This is a genomic window from Polynucleobacter sp. (genome assembly GCF_030693775.1).
Taxonomy (GTDB): Bacteria; Pseudomonadota; Gammaproteobacteria; order Burkholderiales; family Burkholderiaceae; genus Polynucleobacter.
The window spans coordinates 135,056-159,443 of record NZ_JAUXZY010000003.1 but is presented as its reverse complement, the minus strand read 5'-3'; the positions used below and the strand labels follow the sequence as shown (position 1 = coordinate 159,443).

Sequence of the window (24,388 nt, the reverse complement as noted above, 5' to 3'; positions counted from 1 at the left end):
AAGAATGTCCATAAAAAAACCCAGCTAGTTAGCTGGGTTAATCGTGTTAGCCGCCGAGCAAGGTGTTTCGCATGACATCCAGGCATAGGGCCATCAACGCTCCAGGGAATATGCCAAGTGCAAGCACCATCAGACCATTCAAACCCAAAACGCCTTTCGCAATAGCAGTGCCACTGACAGAATGCTCATGACTTGGCTCATCAAAGTACATGACCTTCACCACGCGTAAGTAGTAGAACGCACCGATCAGTGATGCAATCACGGCAATCACGGCCAAGAAAACATAATTGGCATCCACCAAGGCCTCAAGTACGGAGAGCTTCGCAGCGAAACCAACTGTGGGTGGGATGCCGGCTAAAGAGAACATCATTAGCAGCCCCAAGAAGGCAAACCAAGGGTGTTTGCGATTGAGGCCTTTTAAGCCATCCAGCGTTTCACAATCATATCCCTTGCGCGATAAGACCATGAGAAGACCAAAAGTGCCGAGTGTGGTGATGACATAGGTCACCGCATAAAACATGGAGGCACTAAATGCGTGATCATCAAACACGGAGAGCATGCCCAGCAAGACAAAGCCCATCTGTGCAATTGCTGAATAGGCCAGCATCCGCTTTAAATTGGTTTGCGCGATCGCAGTGACATTACCGACTACTAAGGAGAGGACAGCCAATATCATCAGCATCGGCTGCCAATCGGCCAAGAGTGGCAGCAAGGTATTCACCAGCAAACGGAAGAGCAATGCAAATGCAGCCAATTTAGGTGCGGCAGCAATTAATAATGTCACTGCTGTGGGCGCCCCTTGGTAGACATCCGGTACCCACATATGAAATGGCGCAACCCCCAGCTTGAAGGCCAGACCAGCCATAATAAAGACAAGACCAAATGCCATGATGAGGTGGTTAATACGCGGGTCCGCAACCGTCCTAAAGATCTCTACTAGATCGAGGGATCCAGTAACGCCATAGAGCATCGACATGCCGTAAAGCAAGAAACCCGATGCTAAGGCGCCCAGCACAAAGTATTTAATGGCTGCCTCAGAAGACATGCCACTAGAGTGACGCATGGCCACTAAACCATAGGTAGACAAGGCCATCAACTCTAAACCGAGGTAGAGGGTCAAAAGGTTGGATCCCGATATGAGCACCAGCTGACCCAAGAGCGCAAACAAAGCCAGCACGATAAAGTCGGGCCTAAACAGGCCACGATCAATCAGATACTGTTTCGAATAAATTAAGGTAATTAACAAGGCAAAGCACGATACCGCCTTGAGTAGATTGGCAACAGGATCCGACTGAAATAGGCCGTACATGGCGTAATACGGCAGATCATCCACGCGAAACAAAAATGCAAGGCCCAGCCCAATGAGCAGTAAGCAACTGGAAAAATAGACAAAGGATGCGGCCTTGGGCGTATGGAATACATCCGGCCCTTGGTTTTCTTTCTTTTCTTTAATAAATGCGCTGGTCAATAGCAAATCACTTGCAATGAAAGCAAGGATCAGTTCAGGGGCAATCGCAATCAGGTCAAAAGTATCCATGGTGTTACCTTGCTTAAAGTTTGCTGATAGCGACATGCTCAAGCAGATGGATCACTGCTGGGTGAATGATGTCAGTAAAGGGTTTTGGATAAATACCCATCCAGAGAACGCAGATGGATAGAACAGCCAACATGAAAAACTCGCGGCCATTAATGTCGGTTAGCGCATCCACTTCGGGGTTAGCAATCGCACCAAATACAACACGCTTGACCATCCACAAGGAGTATGCGGCGCCTAATATCAAGGCGGTTGCCGCCAGTACGCCAATCCAGAAATCGTAATCAACGGCAGCCAAAATGACCATAAATTCGCCAACGAAGCCCGAGGTGGCTGGCAAGCCGCAATTGGCCATCGCCAAAAAGACCATGAACACAGAAAACTTGGGCATCCGGTGAATCACGCCACCAAAATCGGCAATTTGCCGGGTATGCATCCGGTCATAGAGCACGCCAATCGCCAAGAACATCGCCCCAGAAATAAAGCCGTGGGAGATCATTTGAATAATGCCACCCTCTACGCCGAGTGGACTAAACAGGAAGAATCCCAGAGTCACAAAGCCCATATGCGCTACCGATGAATATGCCACTAGCTTTTTCATGTCCTTCTGGACCAAAGCAACCAAGCCAACGTAGATAACCGCCACCAAGGACAAGAAAATGACAAAGGGGCCGAGGTACATGCTGGCATCCGGCGCAATCGGCAAAGAGAAACGCAAGAAGCCATAGGCACCCAGCTTCAACATAATTGCCGCCAACACGACCGATCCCCCGGTAGGCGCTTCCACGTGGACATCGGGCAACCAGGTATGTAAAGGCCACATGGGCACTTTGACAGCAAAGGCCATAAAGAAGGCAAAGAAAATCAGAATTTGCTCAACAATATCGAGGGGTGCATGGTGCCAAGACTGAATATCAAAGGTATTAGTAGCGTTGTACAGATACAGCATCGCGATCAAGGTCAGCAGCGAGCCCAGCAAGGTATAGAGGAAGAATTTGAACGCCGCATAAATGCGGTTCTTGCCACCCCACACCCCAATGATGATGTACATCGGTATCAAGGTGGCCTCGAAGAAGACATAAAACAACATGCCGTCGAGCGCTGAAAAAACACCGATCATGAGGCCGGATAGGATCATGAAGGCGGCCAGATACTGCGACACCTTTTCAGTAATGACTTCCCATGCGGCAATAACCACAAAGATGTTAATAAATGCCGTCAGAACGACAAACCAAACGGAGATACCGTCTACTCCTAGGTGATAGTTGATGTCGTAGCGCTCAATCCAACTGAGCTTTTCGACAAACTGCATACCAGCAGTCGATTCATCAAACTGCAATACCAAAGGCAAGGTAGCAATGAAGCCGAGTACAGAGCCAAACAACGCAAGGTAACGCACCCCTGAGGATGGACGCTCAGACCCATAAATCAAAATGATCAGACCGAAAACGATCGGGATCCAGATGGCGTAGGAAAGAATCATAACGGGGTGTTCTACTTAATAAGCGATATAAATATAGGTATACAAGATCCATGAGAGCAAGGCGATTAAGCCCAATATCATGGCAAAGGCATAGTGATAGAGGTAACCCGATTGCAAGTGGCGGATTACGCCAGCAAATCGGCCGACTAGATGGGCACTGCCATTCACCAACATGCCGTCAATAATTTTTTGATCGCCGCGGTGCCAAAACACACCACCAAACCAAAGCATTCCTTTTGCAAAGACAGCCTGGTTTAGCTCGTCCAAATAATATTTATGATCGAGGAGCTTCTTAATGGGAGCAAGCGCTTCGGAGACCTTCGCTGGCAAGCTGGGCATCCATAAATAGCCAATCGCAGCGGCCAATACTCCCAAGACTACCAATAGCAGAACCCAGGTGCCAAAGGCATGCATTGCCATCGCTACAGGGCCATGAAACGCCTCTGCCAAATGCTTCATCACGGGATGCTTGGCGATATCAATAAAAATAGAGTCGCCAAAGAAGGTGCCGTACAGCAAGGGGTCAATCGTATAAAAGCCGATGATGACCGATGGAATAGCCAAGAGAATTAATGGGATAGTAACAACCCATGGAGACTCGTGGGGCTTCTCTCCTGGCGCCAAGCCATGGTGCGCATGATCATCGTGGCCATGATCGTCGTGTGCGTGGTGATCATGGCTTGCATGACCAAAACGCTCTTTGCCATGGAAGACATAGAAATACAGGCGGAATGAATAAAGGGCTGTTACAAAGACACTGGCCATGACTGCAAACAAGGCAAATCCAGAACCAGGGATCGTGCTGGCTGCCACCGCTTCAATAATCGAATCTTTGGAATAAAAGCCAGAGAAGAACGGTGTGCCAATCAGAGCCAAGCTACCCAAGAGCATCATCAAGCAAGTGACGGGCATGTACTTCCATAGACCGCCCATCTTGCGCATGTCTTGTTCGTGGTGCATTCCCAGGATCACACTACCTGCTCCGAGGAACAAGAGGGCTTTGAAAAATGCATGGGTCATCAGGTGGAAAATGGCGATGGGATAGGCAGACACGCCCAGAGCAATCGTCATGAAGCCCAATTGCGAAAGGGTTGAATACGCAACCACTCGCTTGATATCGTTTTGCACGATACCCAAGAAACCCATAAATAGCGCAGTGATAGAGCCAATCACCAAAATAAAGCTGAGGGCGGTATCAGACAACTCAAACAAGGGTGACATACGGCTCACCATGAATATGCCGGCCGTCACCATGGTTGCCGCATGAATCAAGGCAGAAATGGGGGTTGGGCCTTCCATCGAATCGGGCAGCCATACATGCAAGGGAAACTGAGCCGATTTACCCATGGCGCCGATGAAGAGGCAAATACAAGCCACGGTCACTAAATTCCAGTCTGTACCCGGCAGAGTCTGCGCAGCCAATACCGTGTTTTGAGCAAAGATGGCATCGTAGTTCATGGAACCAGTACCAGCCAAGAGCAAGCCAATCCCCAAAATGAATCCAAAGTCGCCTACGCGATTGACCAAGAAGGCTTTCATATTGGCAAACACGGCGCTTTGGCGCTCGTAGTAAAAACCAATCAGCAGATAAGAAACAACGCCCACTGCTTCCCAGCCAAAAAAGAGCTGTAGCAGGTTATTGCTCATGACTAGCATCAGCATGGCAAAGGTAAACAAAGAAATATAGGAGAAGAAGCGGTTGTAGCCCTCCTCCTCTGCCATGTAACCAATGGTGTAAATATGGACCATCAATGAAACAAAGGTCACCACCACCATCATCACGGCACTCAGTGGATCAATTAAAAAGCCGATATCAAAACTAAGCTCGCCCAGTTGCATCCAGCGATAAACCGAGCCATTAAAGTAAAAGCCATCCATGACCTGCATTAAGACATTGCAGGACAGAACAAAGGCAATCATCACGCCCAAAATAGCGATGGTTTGGCAGGCACCACGACTCAGCTGCTTACCTAAAAATCCGGTGCCAAAAAATCCTACCAGCATGCTGCCGATGAGTGGCGCAAGCGGTATGGCGCAGAGTACGGGAATAGTGAGAGTCAGTTCCATTACAGGGTCTTTTTAAACTAGCCTTTGAGGTGATCAAGCTCTTCAGCATTGATCGAATCGAATTTACGGAACAGGGTTACCAAGATAGCCAAGCCAATAGCGGCCTCGGCAGCAGCAACGGTCAAGATGAAAAACACAAAGACTTGACCGGCCATGTCACCTAAGTAGTAGGAGAAGGCAACAAAGTTCATATTGACTGATAACAGCATCAGCTCAATGGCCATCAACAAAATAATGATGTTGCGGCGATTTAAGAAAATACCAACGACGCTAATCGCAAACAGAATGGCGCCGAGTACTAGAAAATGCGCAAGCGTGATGGTCATTTTGGCTCTCCACCCGTTTTACTGCGCTGATCCTGCTTGGCGTCCATTTCGGAGTCCATCTTCACCATACGCATACGGTCGGCTGGATTAACCGCAACCTGATCGGCCACAATTTGCGACTTGGAATCTTTACGGCGACGCAAGGTTAAAGCAACCGCAGCAATAATCGCCACCAGCAAAATGATGCCGGCAATCTCAAAGGCATAAACATAATCGACAAAGAGGACGCGTCCTAAGGCTTGGGTATTGGGAACGCCGCCCATTTCTTCGAGCATAGGCTGCAGCGGCACCGTAGTTCCAACAAAGCCTCGGATCAAGACGATGGAGAGCTGCATCACAATCACTGCGCCAATCAAAAAGGCGACCGGCAGAAACTTCTTGAAATCCCGACGCAGATGAGCCAAATCAAGATCTAGCATCATCACCACGAAGAGGAAAAGCACCATCACAGCGCCCACATAAACCAAAATGAGGACGAGACTTAAAAACTCAGCCCGCAGCAGCATCCATAATCCCGACGCGCAGAAAAAAGCCAGGATTAAAAAGAGAGCTGAGTTCACCGGATTACGAGCGGTGATCACCTGCAGAGCAGATAACACCAAAATGCCCGCAAAGGCATAGAAAAAAATCGAATAGATGGTCGCGGGTTCGAATGTCATAAAAGGGAATTAACGGTATGGGGCATCGGCTTTGCGATTGGCTGCAATCTCGGTTTCATACTGATCACCAACGGCCAAGAGCATATCTTTTGTGAAATACAAATCACCCCGTTTATCACCAAAGTATTCAAAGATGTTAGTTTCGACGATGGCATCAACCGGACAGGCCTCTTCACAGAAGCCGCAAAAAATACACTTGGTTAAATCGATGTCGTAACGCGTGGTCCGGCGAGTACCATCGTCGCGCTGATCAGACTCAATCGAAATCGCCATAGCAGGACATACGGCTTCACATAATTTACAGGCGATGCAACGCTCTTCTCCATTCGGGTAGCGACGCAAGGCATGTAGGCCTCGGAAACGCGGTGACTGGGGGGTCTTTTCTTCCGGATACTGCACCGTGAACTTGGGCTTAAAGAGGTATTTTCCGGTGATAGCCATCCCAGTCAACACATCCTTGAGCATGAGGCTGCTTAAAAACTGATTTATTCGTTTAAACATAATCGCGGCTTAGTTCCAAATATTCCAAGGAGAGATAACCCAAGTGCCAACCAAAATCACCCAAAAAACCGACAGTGGAATAAAGATCTTCCAACCCAAACGCATGATCTGGTCGTAGCGGTAGCGTGGCAAGGTGGCTCGCAACCAAATAAAGCAAGACAGAATGAAGAAGGTCTTGGCAAACAACCAGAAGAAACCTGGAATATCACGCAGGATGGGTAAATCCAAAATCGGCAGCCATCCGCCTAAGAACAGAATGGAGGTAAGCGCGGCAATCATGATCATGTTGGCGTATTCCGCCAAGAAGAACATCGCGTACGCCATACCTGAATATTCCACCATGTGACCTGCCACGATCTCGGACTCACCCTCGACCACGTCAAAGGGATGGCGATTGGTTTCGGCAACGCCAGAGATAAAGTAAATCAGGAACATGGGCAGCAGCGGCAACCAATTCCACGATAGGAAATTAAGCCCCATATCCGCAAAGATGCCGGTATCTTGCAAGAGCACGATCTTGCTCAGATTAAGTGAGCCTGAAATAATGAGAACGGTGACCAATGCAAAGCCCATGGCGATTTCGTAGGAAATCATTTGTGCTGAAGCGCGCATCGCCGCTAAGAACGGGTATTTAGAGTTCGATGCCCACCCCGCCAAAATAACGCCGTATACCCCGATCGATGAAATCGCAATGACGTACAGGAGGCCAGCATTCACATCCGCCAAAACCATCTCAGCCTGAAACGGAATCACCGCCCACGCCGCAAAGGCAGGAGCAATCACCATCACAGGGGCAATCACAAACAGTACTTTATTGGAGCGGGTTGGCGAAACAATCTCTTTGAGCAACAACTTAATTGCATCGGCAATCGGTTGTAACAATCCCAGCGGACCCGTTCGATTCGGCCCGAGACGAATGTGCATCCAGCCAATCAGCTTACGCTCCCATAGAGTCATATACGCTACAGCAGCAAACATCGGCAACACAATCGCAACGATCTTGACCAATGTCCAAACCAGAGGCCATAGCGAGCCAAAGAGCTCGGTTCCGTGCAGATTGATGGCGTTGAGTATGTCAGTCATGGTGATTCCTAAACTCGGCTGACCGTAACGGGGCCGAACATCGCACCGAGTTCAGCGCTTGCGGGCGAAGTTGCTGACATGCGCACACATCCAGCAGCTAACTGACTTTCCAGCATGGCAGGCATTTGCACGGTTTTAGCACCTTGTGAAATAGCAACCAAATCACCCTCTTTTAGATTGAGTTCAGCAAAGGTTTTGGCATTTAAGCCAAGGCGATGTGCATTTTTAGCGTCGCGGGTCAGTTGCAATGCCGGAGCACGGCGCACGATCGCATCGACACCATAAATCGGTAAATCGCTAACGCGCTCAAGTCCGTTAACCGCTTGCTCTTGAACCAAACTAGGGGATGCATTAAATCGGTTATTCAGGCGCTCGGCAATGGGTTTAGCTAAGGCCTCACCGCAAACCTCTTCGGGTGTATTGAGTAAGAAGCCATTCAGACCGAGCAAGCTGCCCATGGCACGTAATACTTTCCATGCTGGTCTTGCATCTGCCAGGGGGCGTACCGATGGCTGGATGGTCTGCACCGTTCCTGCCGCATTGATAAAGCTGCCTACCGATTCCGTGAATGGCGTAATGGGTAACAACACATCAGCCAATTCCAATAGTTCGCTGCTAGCAAACGCAGTTAGCGCAATAACGGTATCGGCCTTGGCTAATGCAGAACGTGCCTGCTCTGGATTTGGTAAATCAGATAAAGGCTCCACATTCAGCAACAGGACTGCGCGAGCACTACCGTCGAGGACAGAATCAATGCCCGCATTGGGTTTTTGTTGAACGGCTTGCAACAGCGGTGCCGCGACGGCATTGCCACCAATAGGCAAAAATCCAAAGGTAGCGCCGGTTTGCTCGGCAATAAATTGGGCTAGCACATGCAAATTAGAGGCATGGGGATGCGCAATTGCAGCAGAGCCCAAGAGAACCGCTTTATTGGATCCAGACAAAAGGCTATCTGCAATCGCTTGCGCTTCTTTAGAGATCACCCCACCCTGAATACCTGCGGGCAACTGACTCGATTTTGCTTTGGCAATCGCGCTGGCGACTTCAGTCAGCACCGCAGTCCAGCGACTCGGCGCCGCAGCAAGACTCAGCGAAGGCATTAACCAATCGTCACCGCCTGCATCTACGCGAGAAATCTGGAGGCCGCGCTTCGTAGCGGTACGCAAACGTGCTGCAATCAGCGGCTGCTCTTTACGTAAAAAACTACCAACCACGAGTGCGCGATCCAATTGGCTTACATTGGCAATCGGCATGCCGAGCCATGGCGCAGCTGCAGCACCGCGCACATCGGTTTGGCGCAGGCGCGTCTCTACGCGGTCAGAGCCCATTGCACGCACTACTTTTTGCAGAAGATGCAACTCTTCGACGCTCGAGATTGGGTGAGCGATGGCTGCAAGTGCATCAGCGCCATGATCGGCCGTAATGGTTTTCAAAGAACGGGTGACGTACTCTAAAGCAGACTCCCAGTCGGTCTCGAGCCATTTGCCCTCTTGCTTGACCATCGGCACAGTCAAACGCTCTGCACTGTTCACGCCTTCGTAGGCAAAACGGTCGCGGTCACTGATCCAGCATTCATTAATGGCTTCATTTTCCAGAGCAACGACCCGCATGACACGGTTGGCTTTGGTTTGTACTGTAGTGTTGGTACCCAGGCTATCGTGCGGACTCAATGAGCGCTTACGCCCTAACTCCCATGTGCGCGCAGCATAGCGGAATGGCTTGCTGGTCAAAGCACCAACTGGGCAAATGTCAATCATGTTTCCCGATAACTCGGAATCAATGGTTTGACCAGAGAATGTGGTGATCTCAGAATGCTCACCACGATTAACCATACCCAGTTCCATGATTCCGGAAACCTCTTGGCCGAAGCGAACGCAGCGGGTGCAATGAATGCAACGCGTCATCTCTTCCATCGAAATGAGCGGACCTACATTTTTATGAAACACCACGCGCTTTTCTTCACTGTAGCGCGATGTGGATTTACCGTAACCGACCGATAGATCTTGTAATTGGCACTCACCGCCTTGATCACAAATTGGGCAATCGAGGGGATGATTGATCAGCAAAAACTCCATGACGGAACGCTGCGCTTCGACTGCTTTTGCAGAATGGGTGAACACCTTCATACCCTGGGTTACTGGTGTCGCACAGGCTGGCAATGGTTTAGGTGCTTTTTCAACTTCAACTAGGCACATGCGGCAGTTGGCTGCAATCGATAATTTCTTGTGATAGCAAAAATGGGGAATGTAGGTTCCCAATTTATTTGCGGCGTGCATCACCATCGAACCTTGCGGAACTTCGACTGCCTTGCCGTCCAATTCGATTTCAACCATGCTCACGTCAACAAATCCTTCTCTTTAAATGGGGCTTAAACGTATTCAGGCACGATGCAACGCTTGTGCTCAACGTGGTACGCAAACTCATCCATGTAGTGCTTTAGCATGCCGCGCACTGGCATTGCTGCTGCATCGCCTAAAGCACAAATGGTTCTACCTTGAATATTTGCTGCAACGTCATTGAGCAAATCCAAATCTTCTGGGCGCCCTTGTCCATGTTCAATGCGATTGACGATGCGCCACAACCAACCGGTACCCTCACGGCATGGGGTGCACTGTCCACAGGACTCTTCGTGATAAAAATAGGATAAGCGCAGTAGCGACTTGACCATGCAACGGGTGTCATTCATGACGATGACCGCGCCAGAGCCCAGCATCGAACCTGCTTTCGCAATGCTGTCGTAGTCCATCGTTAGATCCATCATCATGGCGCCCGGAATAACTGGCGCTGACGATCCACCGGGGATCACTGCTTTCAATGCCTTTCCTTCGCGCATCCCGCCAGCGAGCTGCAAGAGCTCTGAGAATGGCGTTCCCAATGGAACCTCGTAATTGCCGGGATGTACTACATCACCCGAAACCGAGAAGATTTTGGTGCCGCCATTATTCGGCTTGCCGAGTTGCAAATACGCCTCACCACCAATTGCCAATATGAATGGCACGGCAGCAAAGGTTTCGGTATTGTTAATTGTCGTGGGCTTGCCATACAAACCAAAGCTCGCAGGGAACGGTGGTTTGAAGCGGGGTTGGCCCTTTTTGCCTTCGAGGGACTCCAGCAGCGCAGTTTCTTCACCGCAAATGTAGGCGCCCCAGCCCGGAGAAGCATGCAATTGAAAATTAAACTCGGTTCCTAGAATGGAATCGCCCAAATAACCTGCGGCACGGGCCTCTTCCAATGCTTCTTCAAAGCGGGTATAGACTTCCCAGATTTCACCGTGGATATAGTTATAACCAACGCTAATGCCCATGGTGTAGGCACCAATGATCATGCCTTCGATCAATGCATGCGGGTTGTAACGCATGATGTCACGGTCTTTAAATGTACCGGGCTCGCCCTCATCGCTATTACAAACTAAGTATTTTTGACCGGGGAACTGGCGGGGCATGAAGCTCCACTTCAGTCCAGTTGGGAATCCTGCACCGCCACGACCGCGCAATGACGATGCTTTTAATTCTGCAATCAATGCGTCTGGCGTAACTTTATCCTTCAGAATTCGGCGCAACTGCTGATAACCGCCGCGGCTTTCATAGTCTTTAAGACCCCAGTTATCACCAGTGAGGCCAGCCAAGATTAATGGCTTGATGTGACGGCTATGGAGACTCGTCATGCTGGCTGTCCTTTTGCCGAAGCGCGCAACTCATTTAAGAGTGCGTCAATTTTTTCATTGCTCATAAAGCTGCACATGGTTTTATTGTTCACCAGCATCACTGGGGAGTCGCCGCAGGCGCCCATGCACTCACCCTCTTTTAAGGTAAAGGTACCGCAAGGCGTAGTCTCATTAAAACCAATCCCCAACTGCTGCTTTAAATGATTGGCAGCACGCTCGCCATTGCTGAGTTGGCAGGGTAAATTAGTACACACCACGATTTTGTGACGCCCAATGGGTTTGGTGTCATACATATTGTAAAAAGTGGCAACCTCATCCACTGCAATGGTGGTCATACCCAATACGGATGCAACCTCAGCTATCACCTCGGGCGAGACCCAACCCACTTCGGTTTGCGCTGCAATTAAACAGGCCATCACAGCGGATTGCTTTTGATCGGCAGGGTACTTCGCGATGTTGCGCTCCATATCGGCGCGGGTCTTGGCAGATAGTTGCATGGTTGGAGTGTGTGTCATTAATGAGTCCTGGGTACCTATGCGATTAGCGATCAATCTCGCCGAACACAATGTCTTGTGTACCAATAATCGTTACCGCATCGGCAATCATGTGGCCGCGGGCCATTTCATCGAGCGATGCCAAATGCACAAAGCCAGGGGCACGGATTTTTAGGCGATATGGTTTATTCGCGCCATCCGATACGGCGTAGATGCCAAACTCACCCTTGGGGTGCTCAACCGCAGCGTAGGCCTCGCCTGCCGGAACATGAATCCCTTCAGTAAAGAGTTTGAAGTGGTGAATCAACTCTTCCATATTGGTTTTCATATCCACGCGTGCAGGTGGCGATACCTTGTGGTTATCACTCATCACCGGACCAGGATTGGCACGCAACCAAGCAACGCATTGCTGAACAATGCGATTGGACTGACGCATCTCTTCCATGCGAATTAAGTAGCGGTCATAGGAATCGCCATTGACGCCCACTGGAATATCAAACTGCAAGCGGTCATAGACTTCATAGGGTTGCTTCTTACGCAAATCCCACTCCACGCCAGAACCACGGAGCATGGGACCAGTAAAGCCCAGTTGCAAGGCGCGCTCAGGCGAGACAACCCCAATGCCCACGAGGCGCTGTTTCCAAATACGGTTATCGGTCAACAAATTACAGTACTCATCGACGTTTCCGGGGAAGCGCTGGGTAAATGCTTCAATGAAATCCAGCAAAGAACCGCTGCGGTCTTCGTTTAAGCGCTTGAGTGCACTGCTGCTGCGTGTCTTGGACTCAGCAAACTGCGGCATACGCTCAGGTAGGTCACGATAGACGCCGCCGGGACGGTAATACGCTGCATGCATACGTGCACCCGAGACTGCTTCGTACATATCAAAAATATCTTCGCGATCGCGGAAGGCGTACAAGAAAACGGCCATAGCACCGACGTCCAAGCCATGGCAACCAATCCACAATAAGTGGTTGAGTAAGCGTGTTAACTCGTCATACATCACGCGGATGTATTGCGCGCGCAGCGGCACATCGACGTTGAGTAATTTTTCAATAGCCATCACATAGGCGTGCTCGTTGACCATCATCGAGACGTAATCGAGGCGATCCATATAAGGCACGCTCTGAATCCAGGTACGGGTCTCGGCGAGTTTTTCAGTCGCACGGTGCAATAAGCCAATGTGTGGATCAGCGCGTTGAATGACTTCGCCGTCGAGCTCCAGCACTAAACGCAATACGCCGTGCGCAGCTGGATGCTGCGGACCAAAGTTCAGGGTGTAATTTTTAATCTCGGCCATGATTAAACTGGGCCTCCGTATTGCTCTTCCCGCACGACGCGCGGTGTAACCTCGCGAGTCTCAATCGTGACCGGTTGGTAGACAACCCGCTGTAACTCTGGGTCATAACGCATTTCGACATTCCCAGAGATCGGGAAATCCTTGCGGAAGGGATGACCAATAAATCCATAGTCGGTCAAGATGCGACGCAGATCGGCATGGCCATCAAACAAAATACCAAAGAGGTCAAATGCTTCGCGCTCAAACCAATTTGCCGAGGCCCAAACCGAAGTCAATGAGGAAACCAAAGGATAACTATCGTCCGGCGCAAAGACACGAAGGCGCAAACGCAGGTTGTGCTTCACTGACAACAAGTGGGTCACCACCGCAAAGCGGGGGCCGCTATAGGTGCCATCGAGGTAGTCTTGGTAATCAACGCCACATAAATCAATCAACTGCTCAAAACCCAGTGCCGGATCATCACGCAAAATCAGAGCGGACTCTAAATAAGTATCGGCGCGCAATACCACCGTTAACTCATTCAAGGCCAATGTAATCGACTTCACGCGCGCGCCTAAGGCACGCTCGACGTGGGACTGCAATTGAATCAGGCGCTCAGACATTCTTTATGCCTTCCGCGCAATAGTGCTAGTGCGGCCAATCTTGGCCTGCAGCTGAATAATGCCGTAGATCAGGGCTTCTGCTGTGGGTGGACAGCCTGGCACATAAATATCTACCGGTACGATGCGGTCACAGCCGCGCACAACAGAATAGGAGTAGTGGTAATAACCGCCGCCATTGGCGCACGAGCCCATGGAAATCACCCAGCGGGGCTCTGGCATTTGATCGTAAACTTTACGCAAGGCAGGGGCCATCTTGTTGCAGAGCGTGCCCGCCACAATCATCAGGTCAGATTGCCGTGGTGAAGGACGGAAAACCACACCAAAGCGATCCAAGTCATATCGGGCCGCGCCAGCATGCATCATTTCTACTGCGCAGCAGGCCAAACCAAAGGTCATCGGCCATAAGGATCCAGTACGGGTCCAGTTAATCAACTGATCCGCAGAGGTGGTAATAAATCCTTCTTTGAGTACGCCTTCCAGTGCCATAACGATCACTCCCAGTCGAGAGCGCCCTTTTTCCAGATATACACAAACCCAACAACGAATTCCAATAGAAAAATCATCATTGCGGTGTAACCCACCCAACCAATGTCACGCAACGCAACTCCCCATGGGAATAGGAATGCGGTTTCAAGGTCGAACAGAATAAAAAGGATGGCAACCAAGTAATAGCGCACATCGAATTTCATGCGGGCATCTTCAAATGCTTCAAAGCCGCACTCGTAGGAAGAGAGTTTTTCTGCGTCAGGACGGGATGGTGCTAAGACCTTACCCAAAAACATCGGCACGATGCCGACGGCAATGCCGACCAGTATAAAAAGCAAGATGGGGAAGTAATTAGCGAGGTCCAAAGCAATCCTGATGTGAAGGCAGTTTTAAGTCCTAAATTAACTCTAAAAATATCCCAATAACACGTTTGATTATGGACTAAAAGCCAAATATTAAAATTGACTTAGAGCAAATCACTTACGAATTTGGTGCCGACGGCGAGACTCGAACTCGCACAGCCTAAGCCACTACCCCCTCAAGATAGCGTGTCTACCAATTTCACCACGTCGGCATTCGTAAAACCCATCAATTCTACCGCATGAGGACTACCGGTACTTCGCTTAATTCCTACAAAAAATGGTGCCATTTCTCCCTGTTTTTGTAGCTGTATTTTTTTATTTTGGTACTGCGGGTTTGGATGGGTCTTGTGCTGGGGCTGCAGGCGGATTTGCTCCAGTCGCTGCAGGCGCCGTAGTGCCGGACAAAACGCCCGCATCAGCCGGCTTTTTATTCCCAATCCACGTAATCGCAATCGTTGCCGAGAAGAAAATAACGGCCAGTACCGCAGTAGCATGGGACAGGAAATTCGCCGATCCGCTAGCGCCAAAGACGCTGCCAGAGGCGCCTGAGCCGAAGGCGGCGCCCATGTCGGCACCCTTACCTTGCTGCAATAGAACCAATAAGATGATTGCCAGGGCAGAACCCACTTGCACCACCATCAACGCTGTTTTTAACCATTCCATGGTTTATCTCCAATTAAAAATTTAAGCTCGGCAAATAGCCAAGAATTCCTGCGGATCTAAAGAAGCGCCGCCAATTAATCCACCATCAATGTCGGGCATACCAAATAGCTCTACCGCATTGTCAAACTTCACGCTGCCGCCATACAAAATACCAATATGCGCGGCAACATCTGCATTGAACTCAGCCAATTGCAGACGAATCTCGCGGTGCATATCTTGTGCAACTTGGGCGCTAGCTACCTTGCCAGTGCCAATCGCCCAAACGGGTTCGTAGGCGAGCAAGGAATCCACTAAACGGTCCTGCAAAATGGTGATTTGCCGGGCCACCTGAGCCCGCACCACTTCAACTGCCCTACCAGAGTTGCGTTCATCCGCAGTCTCGCCAACACAAATCACCGGCGTCAAGCCTTGATCTAAGGCTTGAAGGGCTTTTTCAGCAATCAATCGATCGGACTCATTAAAGCGGTCACGGCGCTCCGAGTGCCCCACTAAAACATATTTGCAGTCAAATTCATGCAGCATGGCCGCACTTACCTCGCCCGTAAAAGCGCCACTCATTTCAGCAGAGACATCTTGCGCGCCTAGCGCAAGCATGGCGGAAGAGCATGCCGCAATTCTCTGGCTGCACTCCGACAAATAAGGATAAGGTGGGCATAAAGCAAAACGGCGACCTGCAGGCATGCCTTTTTCCATTTCAGCGCAGACGGTTTCAATCCACTGACGGCAGGCGGCTTTGCTGCCGTTCATTTTCCAGTTGCCAATCACCGTTATCGGACGCATGCTTTTGCTCAGCCTATGTCAAACCGTCAAAACAATCTTGCCAACGTGCTCGCTCGATTCCATCAAGCGCTGCGCTTCAGATGCCTGATCAAGGCTAAACGTTTTATAAATCACGGGCTTTAAAGCACCTTGATTCATGATCGGCCAGACCCGCTCAAATAGCTGTTTGGCAATTTCACGCTTAAAGGAAACTGGCCTTGGACGTAATGTAGATCCGGTGATGGTTAAACGCCGGCGTAAGATTTGTCCGGTGTTCACCTCGGATTTAGAGCCGCCCATGATGGCGATGATGACAATACGGCCATCATCGGCCAAGCAATCAATCTCACGCTGCAAATAGGTGCCGGTAACCATGTCCAGAATCACGTTTACGCCCTTGCCATCGGTGGCTTTCTTCACCTCTTCCACAAAGTCTTGGGTTTTGTAATTGATCGCCAGGTCTGCACCGAGCTGAATACACGCTGCGCATTTTTCATCGGTACCGGCAGTCACAAAAACACGATGACCTAAGGCTTTCGCAATCAGAATGGCAGTCACGCCAATGCCGCTTGATCCACCTTGAACCAGCAATGTTTCGCCCGGGGCAAGTTCACCGCGCATGAAGACATTGCTCCAAACGGTAAAGAATGTTTCGGGCAAAGCCGCCGCTTCCAGATCAGTAAAGCCGGTAGGGTAAGGCAAGCATTGCGCAATCGGGGCAAGGCAAAGTTCTGCATAGCCACCACCCTGTACGAGGGCGCAGACTTTATCGCCTACCTTGAGTCCAAACTGATTATCTGCATGGGCCAGATCGCCGCCAATGATTTCGCCAGCCACTTCGAGGCCGGGAATGTCGGATGCGCCAGCAGGAACCGGGTAATGCCCTTTCCGTTGCAACACATCAGGGCGATTAATTCCGGCTGCCAGAACTTTAATCAGGATTTCGCCTGATCCTGCGCTGGGTAGAGCAGGATCTGGGCGAGTCGTAGGAATCAATACCTCAGGGGCACCAAATTCACGGATTTCAACAACGCGCATCGCAGAGTTCCTATTTAAAAAGCAGCAATCACTTACTAGGCTTACTCATCAGCAGATGACTCTACTGCGCCAGCCAAAGGAGCAATTGTGCCGCCCTCTTCTGCCATCGCCGCTTTGAGTGAGAGGCGTAAACGGCCACGCTCATCGGCGGCCAATAATTTCACGCGCACCACTTGACCTTCTTGGAGGAAGTCTTTCACTTCTTTGACCCGCTCATTGGAGATCTCAGAGATGTGCAATAGGCCGTCTTTACCTGGAAGAATATTGACCAAGGCACCAAACTCAAGCAACTTAACTACGGGTCCTTCGTAAATCTTGCCGACTTCAGCTTCTGCAGTAATGCCTTCGATACGGGCTTTGGCTTCTGCCATGCCTTCTGCGCTAGTAGAAGCGATCGTGACCGTACCGTCATCTTTGATATCGATGCTGCAACCGGTTTCTTTGGTCAAGGCCTGGATGGTTGCACCGCCCTTACCAATCACTTCACGAATCTTGTCAGGGTGAATCTTGAATGACACCATGCGCGGTGCATGCTCGGAGAGTTCAGTGCGGATCGTGCCCATGGCCGATTGCATTTCACTCAAGATGTGCAAGCGACCTTCTTTGGCTTGTGCCAATGCCACTTGCATGATTTCTTTGGTGATGCCTTGTACCTTAATGTCCATCTGCAGTGCAGTAATACCGTTGGCTGTTCCGGCCACTTTAAAGTCCATATCACCGAGGTGATCTTCGTCACCCAAGATGTCGGTCAATACTGCAAAGCGATTGCCATCCAAAATCAGGCCCATCGCTACGCCAGCAACGTGTGCTTTTACTGGTACACCAGCATCCATCAGCGCCAAACAGCCGCCGCAAACGGAGGCCATCGATGAGGAGCCATTGGACTCGGTAATTTCAGAAACAACCCGAATGCTGTACGCAAAATCTTCTGGGCTTGGCAACACTGGAATCAAGGCGCGCTTGGCTAAACGACCATGGCCGATTTCACGGCGCTTAGGCGTACCAACGCGGCCGGTTTCGCCAGTAGCAAACGGAGGCATGTTGTAGTGGAACATGAAGCGATCGCGGTACTCACCCTCTAACGCATCAATGATTTGCTCGTCGCGGGCAGTGCCCAAAGTCGCAATCACCAAAGCCTGAGTCTCGCCACGGGTAAATAAGGCAGAGCCGTGAGTCCGTGGCAATACGCCATTGCGAATTTCAATCGGACGCACGGTGCGTGTATCGCGACCATCAATCCGTGGCTCGCCATTCAAAATTTGGCTACGCACAATCTTCGCTTCGATATCAAACAAAATATTGCCAACCGCGACTTCATCGACCGCACCATCGGCAGCCAGTTTTGCCATCACATCTTTGGTAATGGCTTTTAATTTGTCGGAGCGAGCCTGTTTTTGACGCAATTGATAGGCTTCGCGTAATGGCGCATCAGCTAATGCTGTTACCTTCGCAATCAAAGGCTCATCTTTGGGTGCAGCAGTCCAGTCCCACTCGGGCTTACCGGCATCGCGCACTAAATCTTGAATCGCATTGATCGCAGTCTGCATTTGCTCATGGCCATACACTACGGCACCAAGCATGATGTCTTCTGGCAATTGCTGCACTTCCGATTCCACCATTAATACAGCGGCTTGGGTACCAGCAACAATCAAATCCATCTGGCTAGTTAACTGCTCAGTACGGGTTGGGTTCAGCAAATACTGGCCATCACGGTAGCCCACGCGAGCGGCGCCAACTGGGCCGTTAAATGGAATGCCGGATACCGCTAAAGCAGCCGATGCGGCAATTAAGGCTGGAATATCAGCAGGCACATCGGGATTAATCGACAGTACATGCACGACTACCTGAACTTCGTTCAAAAAGCCTTCTGGAAACAAAGGGCGCAATGGGCGGTCAATTAAGCGGGAGGTTAAGGTCTCGCCTTCGGATGGACGTCCTTCGCGGCGGAAGAATCCACCTGGGATCTTGCCGGCAGCATAGGTCTTCTCAATGTAATCCACTGTCAATGGAAAGAAGTTTTGTCCTGCTTTAGCAGAACGTGCTGCTACTACAGTACCCATGACGACGGTATCGTCGACGTTGACAATCACAGCTCCGCCGGACTGACGTGCGATTTCGCCCGTTTCCATCGTTACCTGGTGATTGCCCCATTGAAAACTTTTCACTACTTTTTTAAACATGGTCATTCTGATCTTCTCCAAATTGATCCACACCGCATTCACATGAATGCTAGGCGCGTACTACTTGCGTCGCAGATAAATCAGCGCTACGACACCACTGGAGCGATTACAGATTACAAGGGATGCCATTCCAGGGAGGCACTGAACACGGCGCTCAGAAACTCATTGGAATGACACGATCCCCTAAACAGGTAATCTAAAACGCTCAAAAAATATGCCATCTCCCCAAGACTGAATCACGAATGAGTCACCCTCAAGGCAAGATGGCATGGCGATACAGATACGATTTACTTACGGAGACCTAATTTCTCGATCAATGTGCGATAGCGAGCCAAATCCTTGCCTTTGAGGTAATCCAAAAGGCGGCGGCGGCGTGAAACCATCTTCAACAAGCCACGACGGCTGTGATGGTCTTTGGCGTTGGCCTTGAAATGGGGGGTTAGTTCATTGATGCGGGCGGTCAGCAATGCAACCTGTACTTCTGGACTGCCCGTGTCGTTTGCGCTACGCGCGTTGTCTTTGACGATTTCCGCCGTTTTGATATCAGCAACTGCCATTTTCTACTCCTAACTTGCGAACACAAGAGCTTTCACCCTAGATTGTGTCGTGCGATTAATTAAACAAATAAAAACAAAAAAGCTTTATAAATCAAAGCCCTCGAATTGTAGCAGAGATCCGAGGGCAAACGGGGCAATTTTCATTACCCCAAAACCCAGCTATTGAAAATAATTGCAATAAAAACAATGGCTTAGCTAATTTTTAAGGGCTGACACCTTCGCTTAGGGCGCCATTTGGGCATTTAGCTTCGCCTGCCGTGGGTCATGCAACTTATTCAGGGCCGATAAGTAGGCCTTAGCCGAAGCAGCAATGATGTCAGGGTCCGTGCCAACGCCGTTCACAATCCGCCCGCCTTTGGCTAAGCGTACCGTGACCTCGCCTTGGGACTGAGTGCCCGAGGTAATGGCATTAACGGAGTAAAGCAACTGCTCCGCCCCGCTTTTGGCCATAGCTTCAATGGCATTCAAGCTAGCATCCACTGGACCATTGCCTTCGGCCTCGGACGTGATCTTCTCGCCGCCCATGTGAAAGACCACCTGCGAGCTCGGGCGCTTCCCGGTTTCAGAGTGCTGATTCAAGGAAACAAAGCGATAAAACTCGCCTTCTTCAGCCGAAGCAGAGCCGCTGGTAATGGAAATAATGTCTTCATCAAAGATTTCAGACTTTTGGTCGGCCAAGGCTTTAAAGCGCGAGAATGCATCGTTGAGCGCTTCTTCGGTCTCGACCGTAATGCCGAGCTCCTGCAAGCGCTGCTTAAAGGCATTGCGGCCCGATAACTTGCCGAGCACGATTTTGTTGGCTGACCAGCCCACATCTTCAGCGCGCATGATTTCATAGGTATCGCGGGCTTTTAATACGCCGTCTTGATGAATACCAGATGCATGGGCAAAGGCATTAGCGCCCACCACCGCTTTATTGGGCTGCACTACAAAACCGGTGATTTGCGAAACCAACTTCGATGCCGGCACAATTTGCGTCGCATCAATGCCCACGCTTAAATCAAAATAATCCTTGCGGGTCCGCAGCGCCATCACAATCTCTTCGAGGGCCGTATTGCCGGCACGCTCACCTAAACCGTTAATGGTGCACTCCACTTGCCGCGCCCCACCGATCTTGACTCCCGCCAAGGAGTTGGCGACGCCCATGCCCAAATCGTTATGGCAATGGACCGACCAAATGGCTTTATCAGAATTGGGGATGCGGGTACGCAAGGTGTGAATGAACTCACCGTAGAGCTCAGGAACCGCATAGCCAACGGTGTCCGGTACGTTAATCGTGGTTGCGCCCTCAGCGATGACTGCTTCGAGTACGCGGCATAAAAAGTCCATTTCCGAGCGATAGCCATCTTCGGGCGAGAACTCAATATCGGCCGCTAAATTACGGGCAAAGCGAATCGATTTTTTGGCCTGTTCAAACACTTGGTCAGGCGTCATGCGCAACTTCTTTTCCATGTGCAATGGGCTGGTTGCCAAAAAGACATGGATGCGTTTTGCATTGGCCGCCTTAAGGGCGTCGGATGCCCGCGTGATGTCATTCTCATTGGCGCGCGCCAAGGAACACACAATCGAATCTTTCACTGCAGCCGCTACCGCGGAAATAGCAGCAAAGTCGCCCTCGGAGCTAGCGGCAAAGCCTGCTTCAATCACGTCTACTTTCAGGCGCTCAAGCTGGCGAGCAATGCGAACCTTCTCATCTTTGGTCATGGATGCCCCTGGCGATTGTTCGCCATCGCGCAAGGTGGTATCAAAAATAATTAATTTATCGGTCATCACTGCTCTCCAATCTACTGCCATCATTTAAAAAGGGTACGCCAATACTGCTACTGCACCATCCAAAACAAAAACCCCAGCAAATTTGCTGGGGCCGGTAAGTCTGCTTGATGATTTACTGCACTTGCATCACCTAAGCGTTACCCGCCCCGAGCCGAAGGCTCAGTGCTAGAAGAAGTAGCTCAATTGCGTGCGTTTTATTCATCACCATGAATCTAATATACCTTAAATACCCGTTTAGGTCAGCTTACGGCCACTGAGCCGTTCCCAGCCCCAAATCACGTAACCTGAGACGGCATAAATCACGAAGATGCCGAACAGGGTTAAAGGAGGATTGGACGAAATCAGCACAAAGGTCAAAATCATCAAGACCATGACCCCAAAAGGAACGCGATAACGGATATCCAAGGCCTTGCCACTATAAAAACGGGCATTGGAAACCATGGTTAAGCCAGCATAAATAGTGATCAAGAAGGTCACCCATGGAATGGCGCTATCCCGTACTGGAATCTTATTGTCATCCGCAAGCCATATAAACCCAGCAATCAGGGCCCCTGCTGCTGGGCTTGGCAAACCTTGAAAAAACTTCTTATCGACAACGCCCGTATTGATATTGAAACGCGCCAAACGCAAGGCCGCGCCCGCACAATAAGTAAATGCAGCGAGCCAGCCCCACTTACCAAAATCTTTGAGTACCCACTCATAGGCAACCAATGCGGGGGCAACACCGAAAGACACCATATCCGCCAAGGAATCGTACTGCTCACCAAAAGCGCTTTGGGTATTGGTCATCCGCGCAATACGGCCATCCATGCCATCTAATACCAAGGATGCAAAGATAGCAATCGCAGCGGTTTCGAATTGGTGGTTCATCGCCTGCACGATCGCAAAAAAACCGCAGAACAAGGCCGCGGTTGTGAACGCATTGGGCAATAAATAAATCCCCTTATTGCGAGCGCGGGGCTTTTCTACTTCAAGCCTCTCGACGTCAAAATCAGCCAAGTCATCCGACTGGTCCTGTGCGTCAGAACGATTACGACCGCGTGAAATGCGGCTGCGATCAAGGCGATTACGACGACGAAATGGAGTCAATGCGTTTCCTATTTACTAAAGTAAATCAGGTGAATCAATCAAGGCCAGGCAAACGAGCCAAGGCCGTTCTGGTTGCAGAGACTTTTTCGCCCACGCTAACCAATGGCTCAGCCGTTAACGGCAAATATACATCGACTCGCGATCCAAAGCGAATGAAGCCATAGCGGGATCCGCGTTTGACGCGCTCACCCACATGGATGTAACACAAAATACGGCGTGCAATTAAGCCTGCCACTTGAACCAAGGTCACCGTTTGGCCATTGGCATCAATCACCACAGCGTTACGCTCATTTTCGACCGAGGCCTTATCCAGTGCGGCATTGACAAACTGCCCCGGGAAATACTGCACCTCTTTGACGAGACCATTAACCGAGCAGCGGTTGGAGTGAACGTTAAACACATTCATGAACACACTAATCTTGATTGCTTCGCGATTGGCATATGGATCTTGGGTCTTTTCAACCACAACAATGCGGCCGTCGGCTGGGGATAGAACCAAATCACGACCCAACGGCGCAATGCGCTGAGGGTCACGAAAAAACTGCAGTACAAAAAAGAAAATAATCCACAAGGGCGAAGCCCATGCAAAACCAGCGTACTGCTGGACTAGCACGGTTGCCACCCCAACGGCTGCCAAATAAGGCCAGCCTTCTTTCGCAATAATGGGGTGGGGATACATCATGGGTGCTTTGCGCCTTTGTGGGTAGTTGTTTAGTTCTTCGACTGATCGACTAACTTGTTCTTTGCAATCCAAGGCATCATCGCGCGCAGTTTCTCGCCGACGATTTCAATTTGGTGCTCTGAATTCAAGCGACGACGGGAGATTAAGGTTGGCGCGCCAGCCTTGTTCTCGAGAATAAAACTCTTTGCGTATTCGCCAGTCTGAATGTCTTTGAGGCACTGACGCATTGCGTTCTTGGTGTCTTCCGTCACAATGCGCGGGCCAGTCACGTACTCACCGTACTCCGCATTGTTCGAAATCGAGTAATTCATATTGGCAATACCGCCCTCATAGATCAAGTCCACAATTAACTTGAGCTCATGCAAGCACTCAAAGTAAGCCATCTCTGGCGCGTAACCGGCTTCAACCAAGGTCTCGTAACCGGCCTTGATGAGTTCGACAGTACCGCCGCAGAGAACAGCCTGCTCACCGAATAAATCGGTTTCGGTTTCTTCGCGGAAATTGGTCTCGATGATGCCGGCACGACCACCGCCGTTGGCTGTTGCATAGGACAAAGCGAGATCACGAGCCGAACCAGATTTGTCTTGGTAAACCGCGATCAAATGGGGAACGCCGCCGCCTTGGCTATAGGTACCACGCACAGTGTGGCCTGGCGCCTTAGGAGCAATCATGATTACATCCAAATCAGCGCGGGGCTGAACTTGGCCGTAATGCACGTTAAAGCCATGGGCAAATGCTAGGGCCGCGCCCTGCTTGATATTGCCGTGCACTTCATTCTTATAAACCTCTGCAATTTGCTCATCGGGCAAAAGCATCATGACGATGTCCGCATCTTTTACTGCCTCGGCTACTTCTTTCACGGTCAAGCCAGCATTGGCTGCTTTTTTCCATGATGCGCCGTCTTTGCGCAAACCAACGGTAACTTTGACGCCTGAATCGTTTAAGTTCAATGCATGCGCGTGGCCCTGTGAACCATAACCAATGATGGTGACTTTCTTGCCTTTAATCAGGGATAAATCCGCGTCTTTATCGTAAAAAACTTTCATGCTATTTCCTTATCGTTGAATCGTAATAAATGGGTTAAAC

23 protein-coding genes and 1 tRNA gene are annotated in these 24,388 nt (G+C 50.3%); all 24 read right to left on the bottom strand.

Features of this window, described 5'->3' with window-relative positions; translation table 11 throughout:
- Nucleotides 1-46: 46 nt before the first annotated feature.
- Entirely contained in the window at nucleotides 47-1,537 is a 1,491-nt protein-coding gene (nuoN, locus tag Q8M75_RS02455; RefSeq protein WP_305485822.1) for an NADH-quinone oxidoreductase subunit NuoN, read from the bottom strand.
- 13 nt (nucleotides 1,538-1,550) lie between these two features.
- A complete protein-coding gene (locus tag Q8M75_RS02450) occupies nucleotides 1,551-3,017 on the bottom strand; it encodes an NADH-quinone oxidoreductase subunit M (RefSeq protein WP_305485820.1) in 1,467 nt (488 codons plus the stop codon).
- A gap of 15 nt (nucleotides 3,018-3,032) precedes the next feature.
- Nucleotides 3,033-5,084 carry an NADH-quinone oxidoreductase subunit L gene (gene nuoL, locus Q8M75_RS02445; protein WP_305485818.1) on the bottom strand — a complete coding sequence of 684 codons (2,052 nt, stop codon included), beginning with the start codon at nucleotides 5,082-5,084 and terminating at the stop codon, nucleotides 3,033-3,035.
- A gap of 17 nt (nucleotides 5,085-5,101) precedes the next feature.
- A complete protein-coding gene (gene nuoK / locus Q8M75_RS02440; protein ID WP_305485816.1) occupies nucleotides 5,102-5,410 on the bottom strand; it encodes an NADH-quinone oxidoreductase subunit NuoK in 309 nt (102 codons plus the stop codon).
- Nucleotides 5,407-6,069, bottom strand: coding sequence for an NADH-quinone oxidoreductase subunit J (locus Q8M75_RS02435; protein ID WP_305485814.1), 663 nt, complete (start codon nucleotides 6,067-6,069; stop codon nucleotides 5,407-5,409). The genes nuoK and Q8M75_RS02435 overlap by 4 nt, the downstream gene beginning before the upstream one ends.
- A gap of 9 nt (nucleotides 6,070-6,078) precedes the next feature.
- Entirely contained in the window at nucleotides 6,079-6,570 is a 492-nt protein-coding gene (gene nuoI, locus Q8M75_RS02430) for an NADH-quinone oxidoreductase subunit NuoI (protein WP_305485812.1), read from the bottom strand.
- A gap of 9 nt (nucleotides 6,571-6,579) precedes the next feature.
- Complete coding sequence (gene nuoH, locus Q8M75_RS02425) at nucleotides 6,580-7,644, bottom strand: NADH-quinone oxidoreductase subunit NuoH (RefSeq protein ID WP_371131735.1); 1,065 nt, start codon at nucleotides 7,642-7,644, stop codon at nucleotides 6,580-6,582.
- 17 nt (nucleotides 7,645-7,661) lie between these two features.
- Nucleotides 7,662-9,986 (bottom strand): NADH-quinone oxidoreductase subunit NuoG, encoded by a 2,325-nt coding sequence (gene nuoG / locus Q8M75_RS02420; protein WP_305485941.1) that lies wholly within the window; start codon nucleotides 9,984-9,986, stop codon nucleotides 7,662-7,664.
- Nucleotides 9,987-10,021: 35 nt separating this feature from the next.
- Complete coding sequence (gene nuoF / locus Q8M75_RS02415; protein ID WP_305485809.1) at nucleotides 10,022-11,317, bottom strand: NADH-quinone oxidoreductase subunit NuoF; 1,296 nt, start codon at nucleotides 11,315-11,317, stop codon at nucleotides 10,022-10,024.
- Nucleotides 11,314-11,832: an NADH-quinone oxidoreductase subunit NuoE gene (nuoE, locus tag Q8M75_RS02410; RefSeq protein WP_305485806.1), complete on the bottom strand. Its 519-nt coding sequence runs from the start codon at nucleotides 11,830-11,832 to the stop codon at nucleotides 11,314-11,316. Before nuoE ends, nuoF begins: the two co-directional genes overlap by 4 nt.
- 25 nt (nucleotides 11,833-11,857) lie before the next feature.
- Nucleotides 11,858-13,111 (bottom strand): NADH-quinone oxidoreductase subunit D, encoded by a 1,254-nt coding sequence (locus Q8M75_RS02405; RefSeq protein WP_305485804.1) that lies wholly within the window; start codon nucleotides 13,109-13,111, stop codon nucleotides 11,858-11,860.
- Nucleotides 13,112-13,113: 2 nt separating this feature from the next.
- Nucleotides 13,114-13,713, bottom strand: a complete 600-nt coding sequence (locus Q8M75_RS02400) for an NADH-quinone oxidoreductase subunit C (protein ID WP_305485803.1) — start codon at nucleotides 13,711-13,713, stop codon at nucleotides 13,114-13,116.
- A 3-nt stretch (nucleotides 13,714-13,716) separates the two neighbouring features.
- On the bottom strand, nucleotides 13,717-14,199 hold the full coding sequence (locus Q8M75_RS02395; protein WP_108468834.1) for an NADH-quinone oxidoreductase subunit B family protein: 483 nt from the start codon (nucleotides 14,197-14,199) through the stop codon (nucleotides 13,717-13,719).
- Between the two features lie 5 nt (nucleotides 14,200-14,204).
- Nucleotides 14,205-14,564 (bottom strand): NADH-quinone oxidoreductase subunit A, encoded by a 360-nt coding sequence (locus Q8M75_RS02390; protein WP_305485801.1) that lies wholly within the window; start codon nucleotides 14,562-14,564, stop codon nucleotides 14,205-14,207.
- Between the two features lie 124 nt (nucleotides 14,565-14,688).
- Nucleotides 14,689-14,773: transfer RNA gene (locus Q8M75_RS02385), tRNA-Leu, on the bottom strand.
- Nucleotides 14,774-14,876: 103 nt separating this feature from the next.
- Nucleotides 14,877-15,224: a preprotein translocase subunit SecG gene (gene secG / locus Q8M75_RS02380; protein ID WP_305485799.1), complete on the bottom strand. Its 348-nt coding sequence runs from the start codon at nucleotides 15,222-15,224 to the stop codon at nucleotides 14,877-14,879.
- Between the two features lie 21 nt (nucleotides 15,225-15,245).
- Nucleotides 15,246-16,004, bottom strand: coding sequence for a triose-phosphate isomerase (gene tpiA / locus Q8M75_RS02375; RefSeq protein ID WP_305485797.1), 759 nt, complete (start codon nucleotides 16,002-16,004; stop codon nucleotides 15,246-15,248).
- A gap of 18 nt (nucleotides 16,005-16,022) precedes the next feature.
- Nucleotides 16,023-17,021 carry an NAD(P)H-quinone oxidoreductase gene (locus Q8M75_RS02370; protein WP_305485795.1) on the bottom strand — a complete coding sequence of 333 codons (999 nt, stop codon included), beginning with the start codon at nucleotides 17,019-17,021 and terminating at the stop codon, nucleotides 16,023-16,025.
- Nucleotides 17,022-17,062: 41 nt separating this feature from the next.
- On the bottom strand, nucleotides 17,063-19,207 hold the full coding sequence (gene pnp / locus Q8M75_RS02365; RefSeq protein ID WP_305485793.1) for a polyribonucleotide nucleotidyltransferase: 2,145 nt from the start codon (nucleotides 19,205-19,207) through the stop codon (nucleotides 17,063-17,065).
- 281 nt (nucleotides 19,208-19,488) lie between these two features.
- On the bottom strand, nucleotides 19,489-19,758 hold the full coding sequence (gene rpsO, locus Q8M75_RS02360) for a 30S ribosomal protein S15 (RefSeq protein ID WP_108468828.1): 270 nt from the start codon (nucleotides 19,756-19,758) through the stop codon (nucleotides 19,489-19,491).
- 222 nt (nucleotides 19,759-19,980) lie between these two features.
- Complete coding sequence (locus tag Q8M75_RS02355) at nucleotides 19,981-21,528, bottom strand: 2-isopropylmalate synthase (protein WP_305485786.1); 1,548 nt, start codon at nucleotides 21,526-21,528, stop codon at nucleotides 19,981-19,983.
- Nucleotides 21,529-21,765: 237 nt separating this feature from the next.
- Nucleotides 21,766-22,620: a CDP-diacylglycerol--serine O-phosphatidyltransferase gene (gene pssA, locus Q8M75_RS02350; RefSeq protein ID WP_305485784.1), complete on the bottom strand. Its 855-nt coding sequence runs from the start codon at nucleotides 22,618-22,620 to the stop codon at nucleotides 21,766-21,768.
- A 34-nt stretch (nucleotides 22,621-22,654) separates the two neighbouring features.
- The gene (locus Q8M75_RS02345) at nucleotides 22,655-23,302 is read right to left on the bottom strand and encodes a phosphatidylserine decarboxylase (protein ID WP_305485782.1); all 648 of its coding nucleotides are present in this window, start codon (nucleotides 23,300-23,302) and stop codon (nucleotides 22,655-22,657) included.
- 29 nt (nucleotides 23,303-23,331) lie between these two features.
- Nucleotides 23,332-24,348 carry a ketol-acid reductoisomerase gene (gene ilvC / locus Q8M75_RS02340; protein WP_108468826.1) on the bottom strand — a complete coding sequence of 339 codons (1,017 nt, stop codon included), beginning with the start codon at nucleotides 24,346-24,348 and terminating at the stop codon, nucleotides 23,332-23,334.
- Nucleotides 24,349-24,388: the final 40 nt, after the last annotated feature.

Coding starts and splice junctions, on each gene's coding strand:
- nuoN (WP_305485822.1), bottom strand. CDS start 1,537: ATGGATACTTTTGACCTGATTGCGATTGCCCCTGAACTGATCCTTGCT.
- Q8M75_RS02450 (WP_305485820.1), bottom strand. CDS start 3,017: ATGATTCTTTCCTACGCCATCTGGATCCCGATCGTTTTCGGTCTGATC.
- nuoL (WP_305485818.1), bottom strand. CDS start 5,084: ATGGAACTGACTCTCACTATTCCCGTACTCTGCGCCATACCGCTTGCG.
- nuoK (WP_305485816.1), bottom strand. CDS start 5,410: ATGACCATCACGCTTGCGCATTTTCTAGTACTCGGCGCCATTCTGTTT.
- Q8M75_RS02435 (WP_305485814.1), bottom strand. CDS start 6,069: ATGACATTCGAACCCGCGACCATCTATTCGATTTTTTTCTATGCCTTT.
- nuoI (WP_305485812.1), bottom strand. CDS start 6,570: ATGTTTAAACGAATAAATCAGTTTTTAAGCAGCCTCATGCTCAAGGAT.
- nuoG (WP_305485941.1), bottom strand. CDS start 9,986: ATGGTTGAAATCGAATTGGACGGCAAGGCAGTCGAAGTTCCGCAAGGT.
- nuoF (WP_305485809.1), bottom strand. CDS start 11,317: ATGACGAGTCTCCATAGCCGTCACATCAAGCCATTAATCTTGGCTGGC.
- nuoE (WP_305485806.1), bottom strand. CDS start 11,832: ATGACACACACTCCAACCATGCAACTATCTGCCAAGACCCGCGCCGAT.
- Q8M75_RS02405 (WP_305485804.1), bottom strand. CDS start 13,111: ATGGCCGAGATTAAAAATTACACCCTGAACTTTGGTCCGCAGCATCCA.
- Q8M75_RS02400 (WP_305485803.1), bottom strand. CDS start 13,713: ATGTCTGAGCGCCTGATTCAATTGCAGTCCCACGTCGAGCGTGCCTTA.
- Q8M75_RS02395 (WP_108468834.1), bottom strand. CDS start 14,199: ATGGCACTGGAAGGCGTACTCAAAGAAGGATTTATTACCACCTCTGCG.
- secG (WP_305485799.1), bottom strand. CDS start 15,224: ATGGAATGGTTAAAAACAGCGTTGATGGTGGTGCAAGTGGGTTCTGCC.
- tpiA (WP_305485797.1), bottom strand. CDS start 16,004: ATGCGTCCGATAACGGTGATTGGCAACTGGAAAATGAACGGCAGCAAA.
- Q8M75_RS02370 (WP_305485795.1), bottom strand. CDS start 17,021: ATGCGCGTTGTTGAAATCCGTGAATTTGGTGCCCCTGAGGTATTGATT.
- pnp (WP_305485793.1), bottom strand. CDS start 19,207: ATGACCATGTTTAAAAAAGTAGTGAAAAGTTTTCAATGGGGCAATCAC.
- rpsO (WP_108468828.1), bottom strand. CDS start 19,758: ATGGCAGTTGCTGATATCAAAACGGCGGAAATCGTCAAAGACAACGCG.
- Q8M75_RS02355 (WP_305485786.1), bottom strand. CDS start 21,528: ATGACCGATAAATTAATTATTTTTGATACCACCTTGCGCGATGGCGAA.
- Q8M75_RS02345 (WP_305485782.1), bottom strand. CDS start 23,302: ATGATGTATCCCCACCCCATTATTGCGAAAGAAGGCTGGCCTTATTTG.
- ilvC (WP_108468826.1), bottom strand. CDS start 24,348: ATGAAAGTTTTTTACGATAAAGACGCGGATTTATCCCTGATTAAAGGC.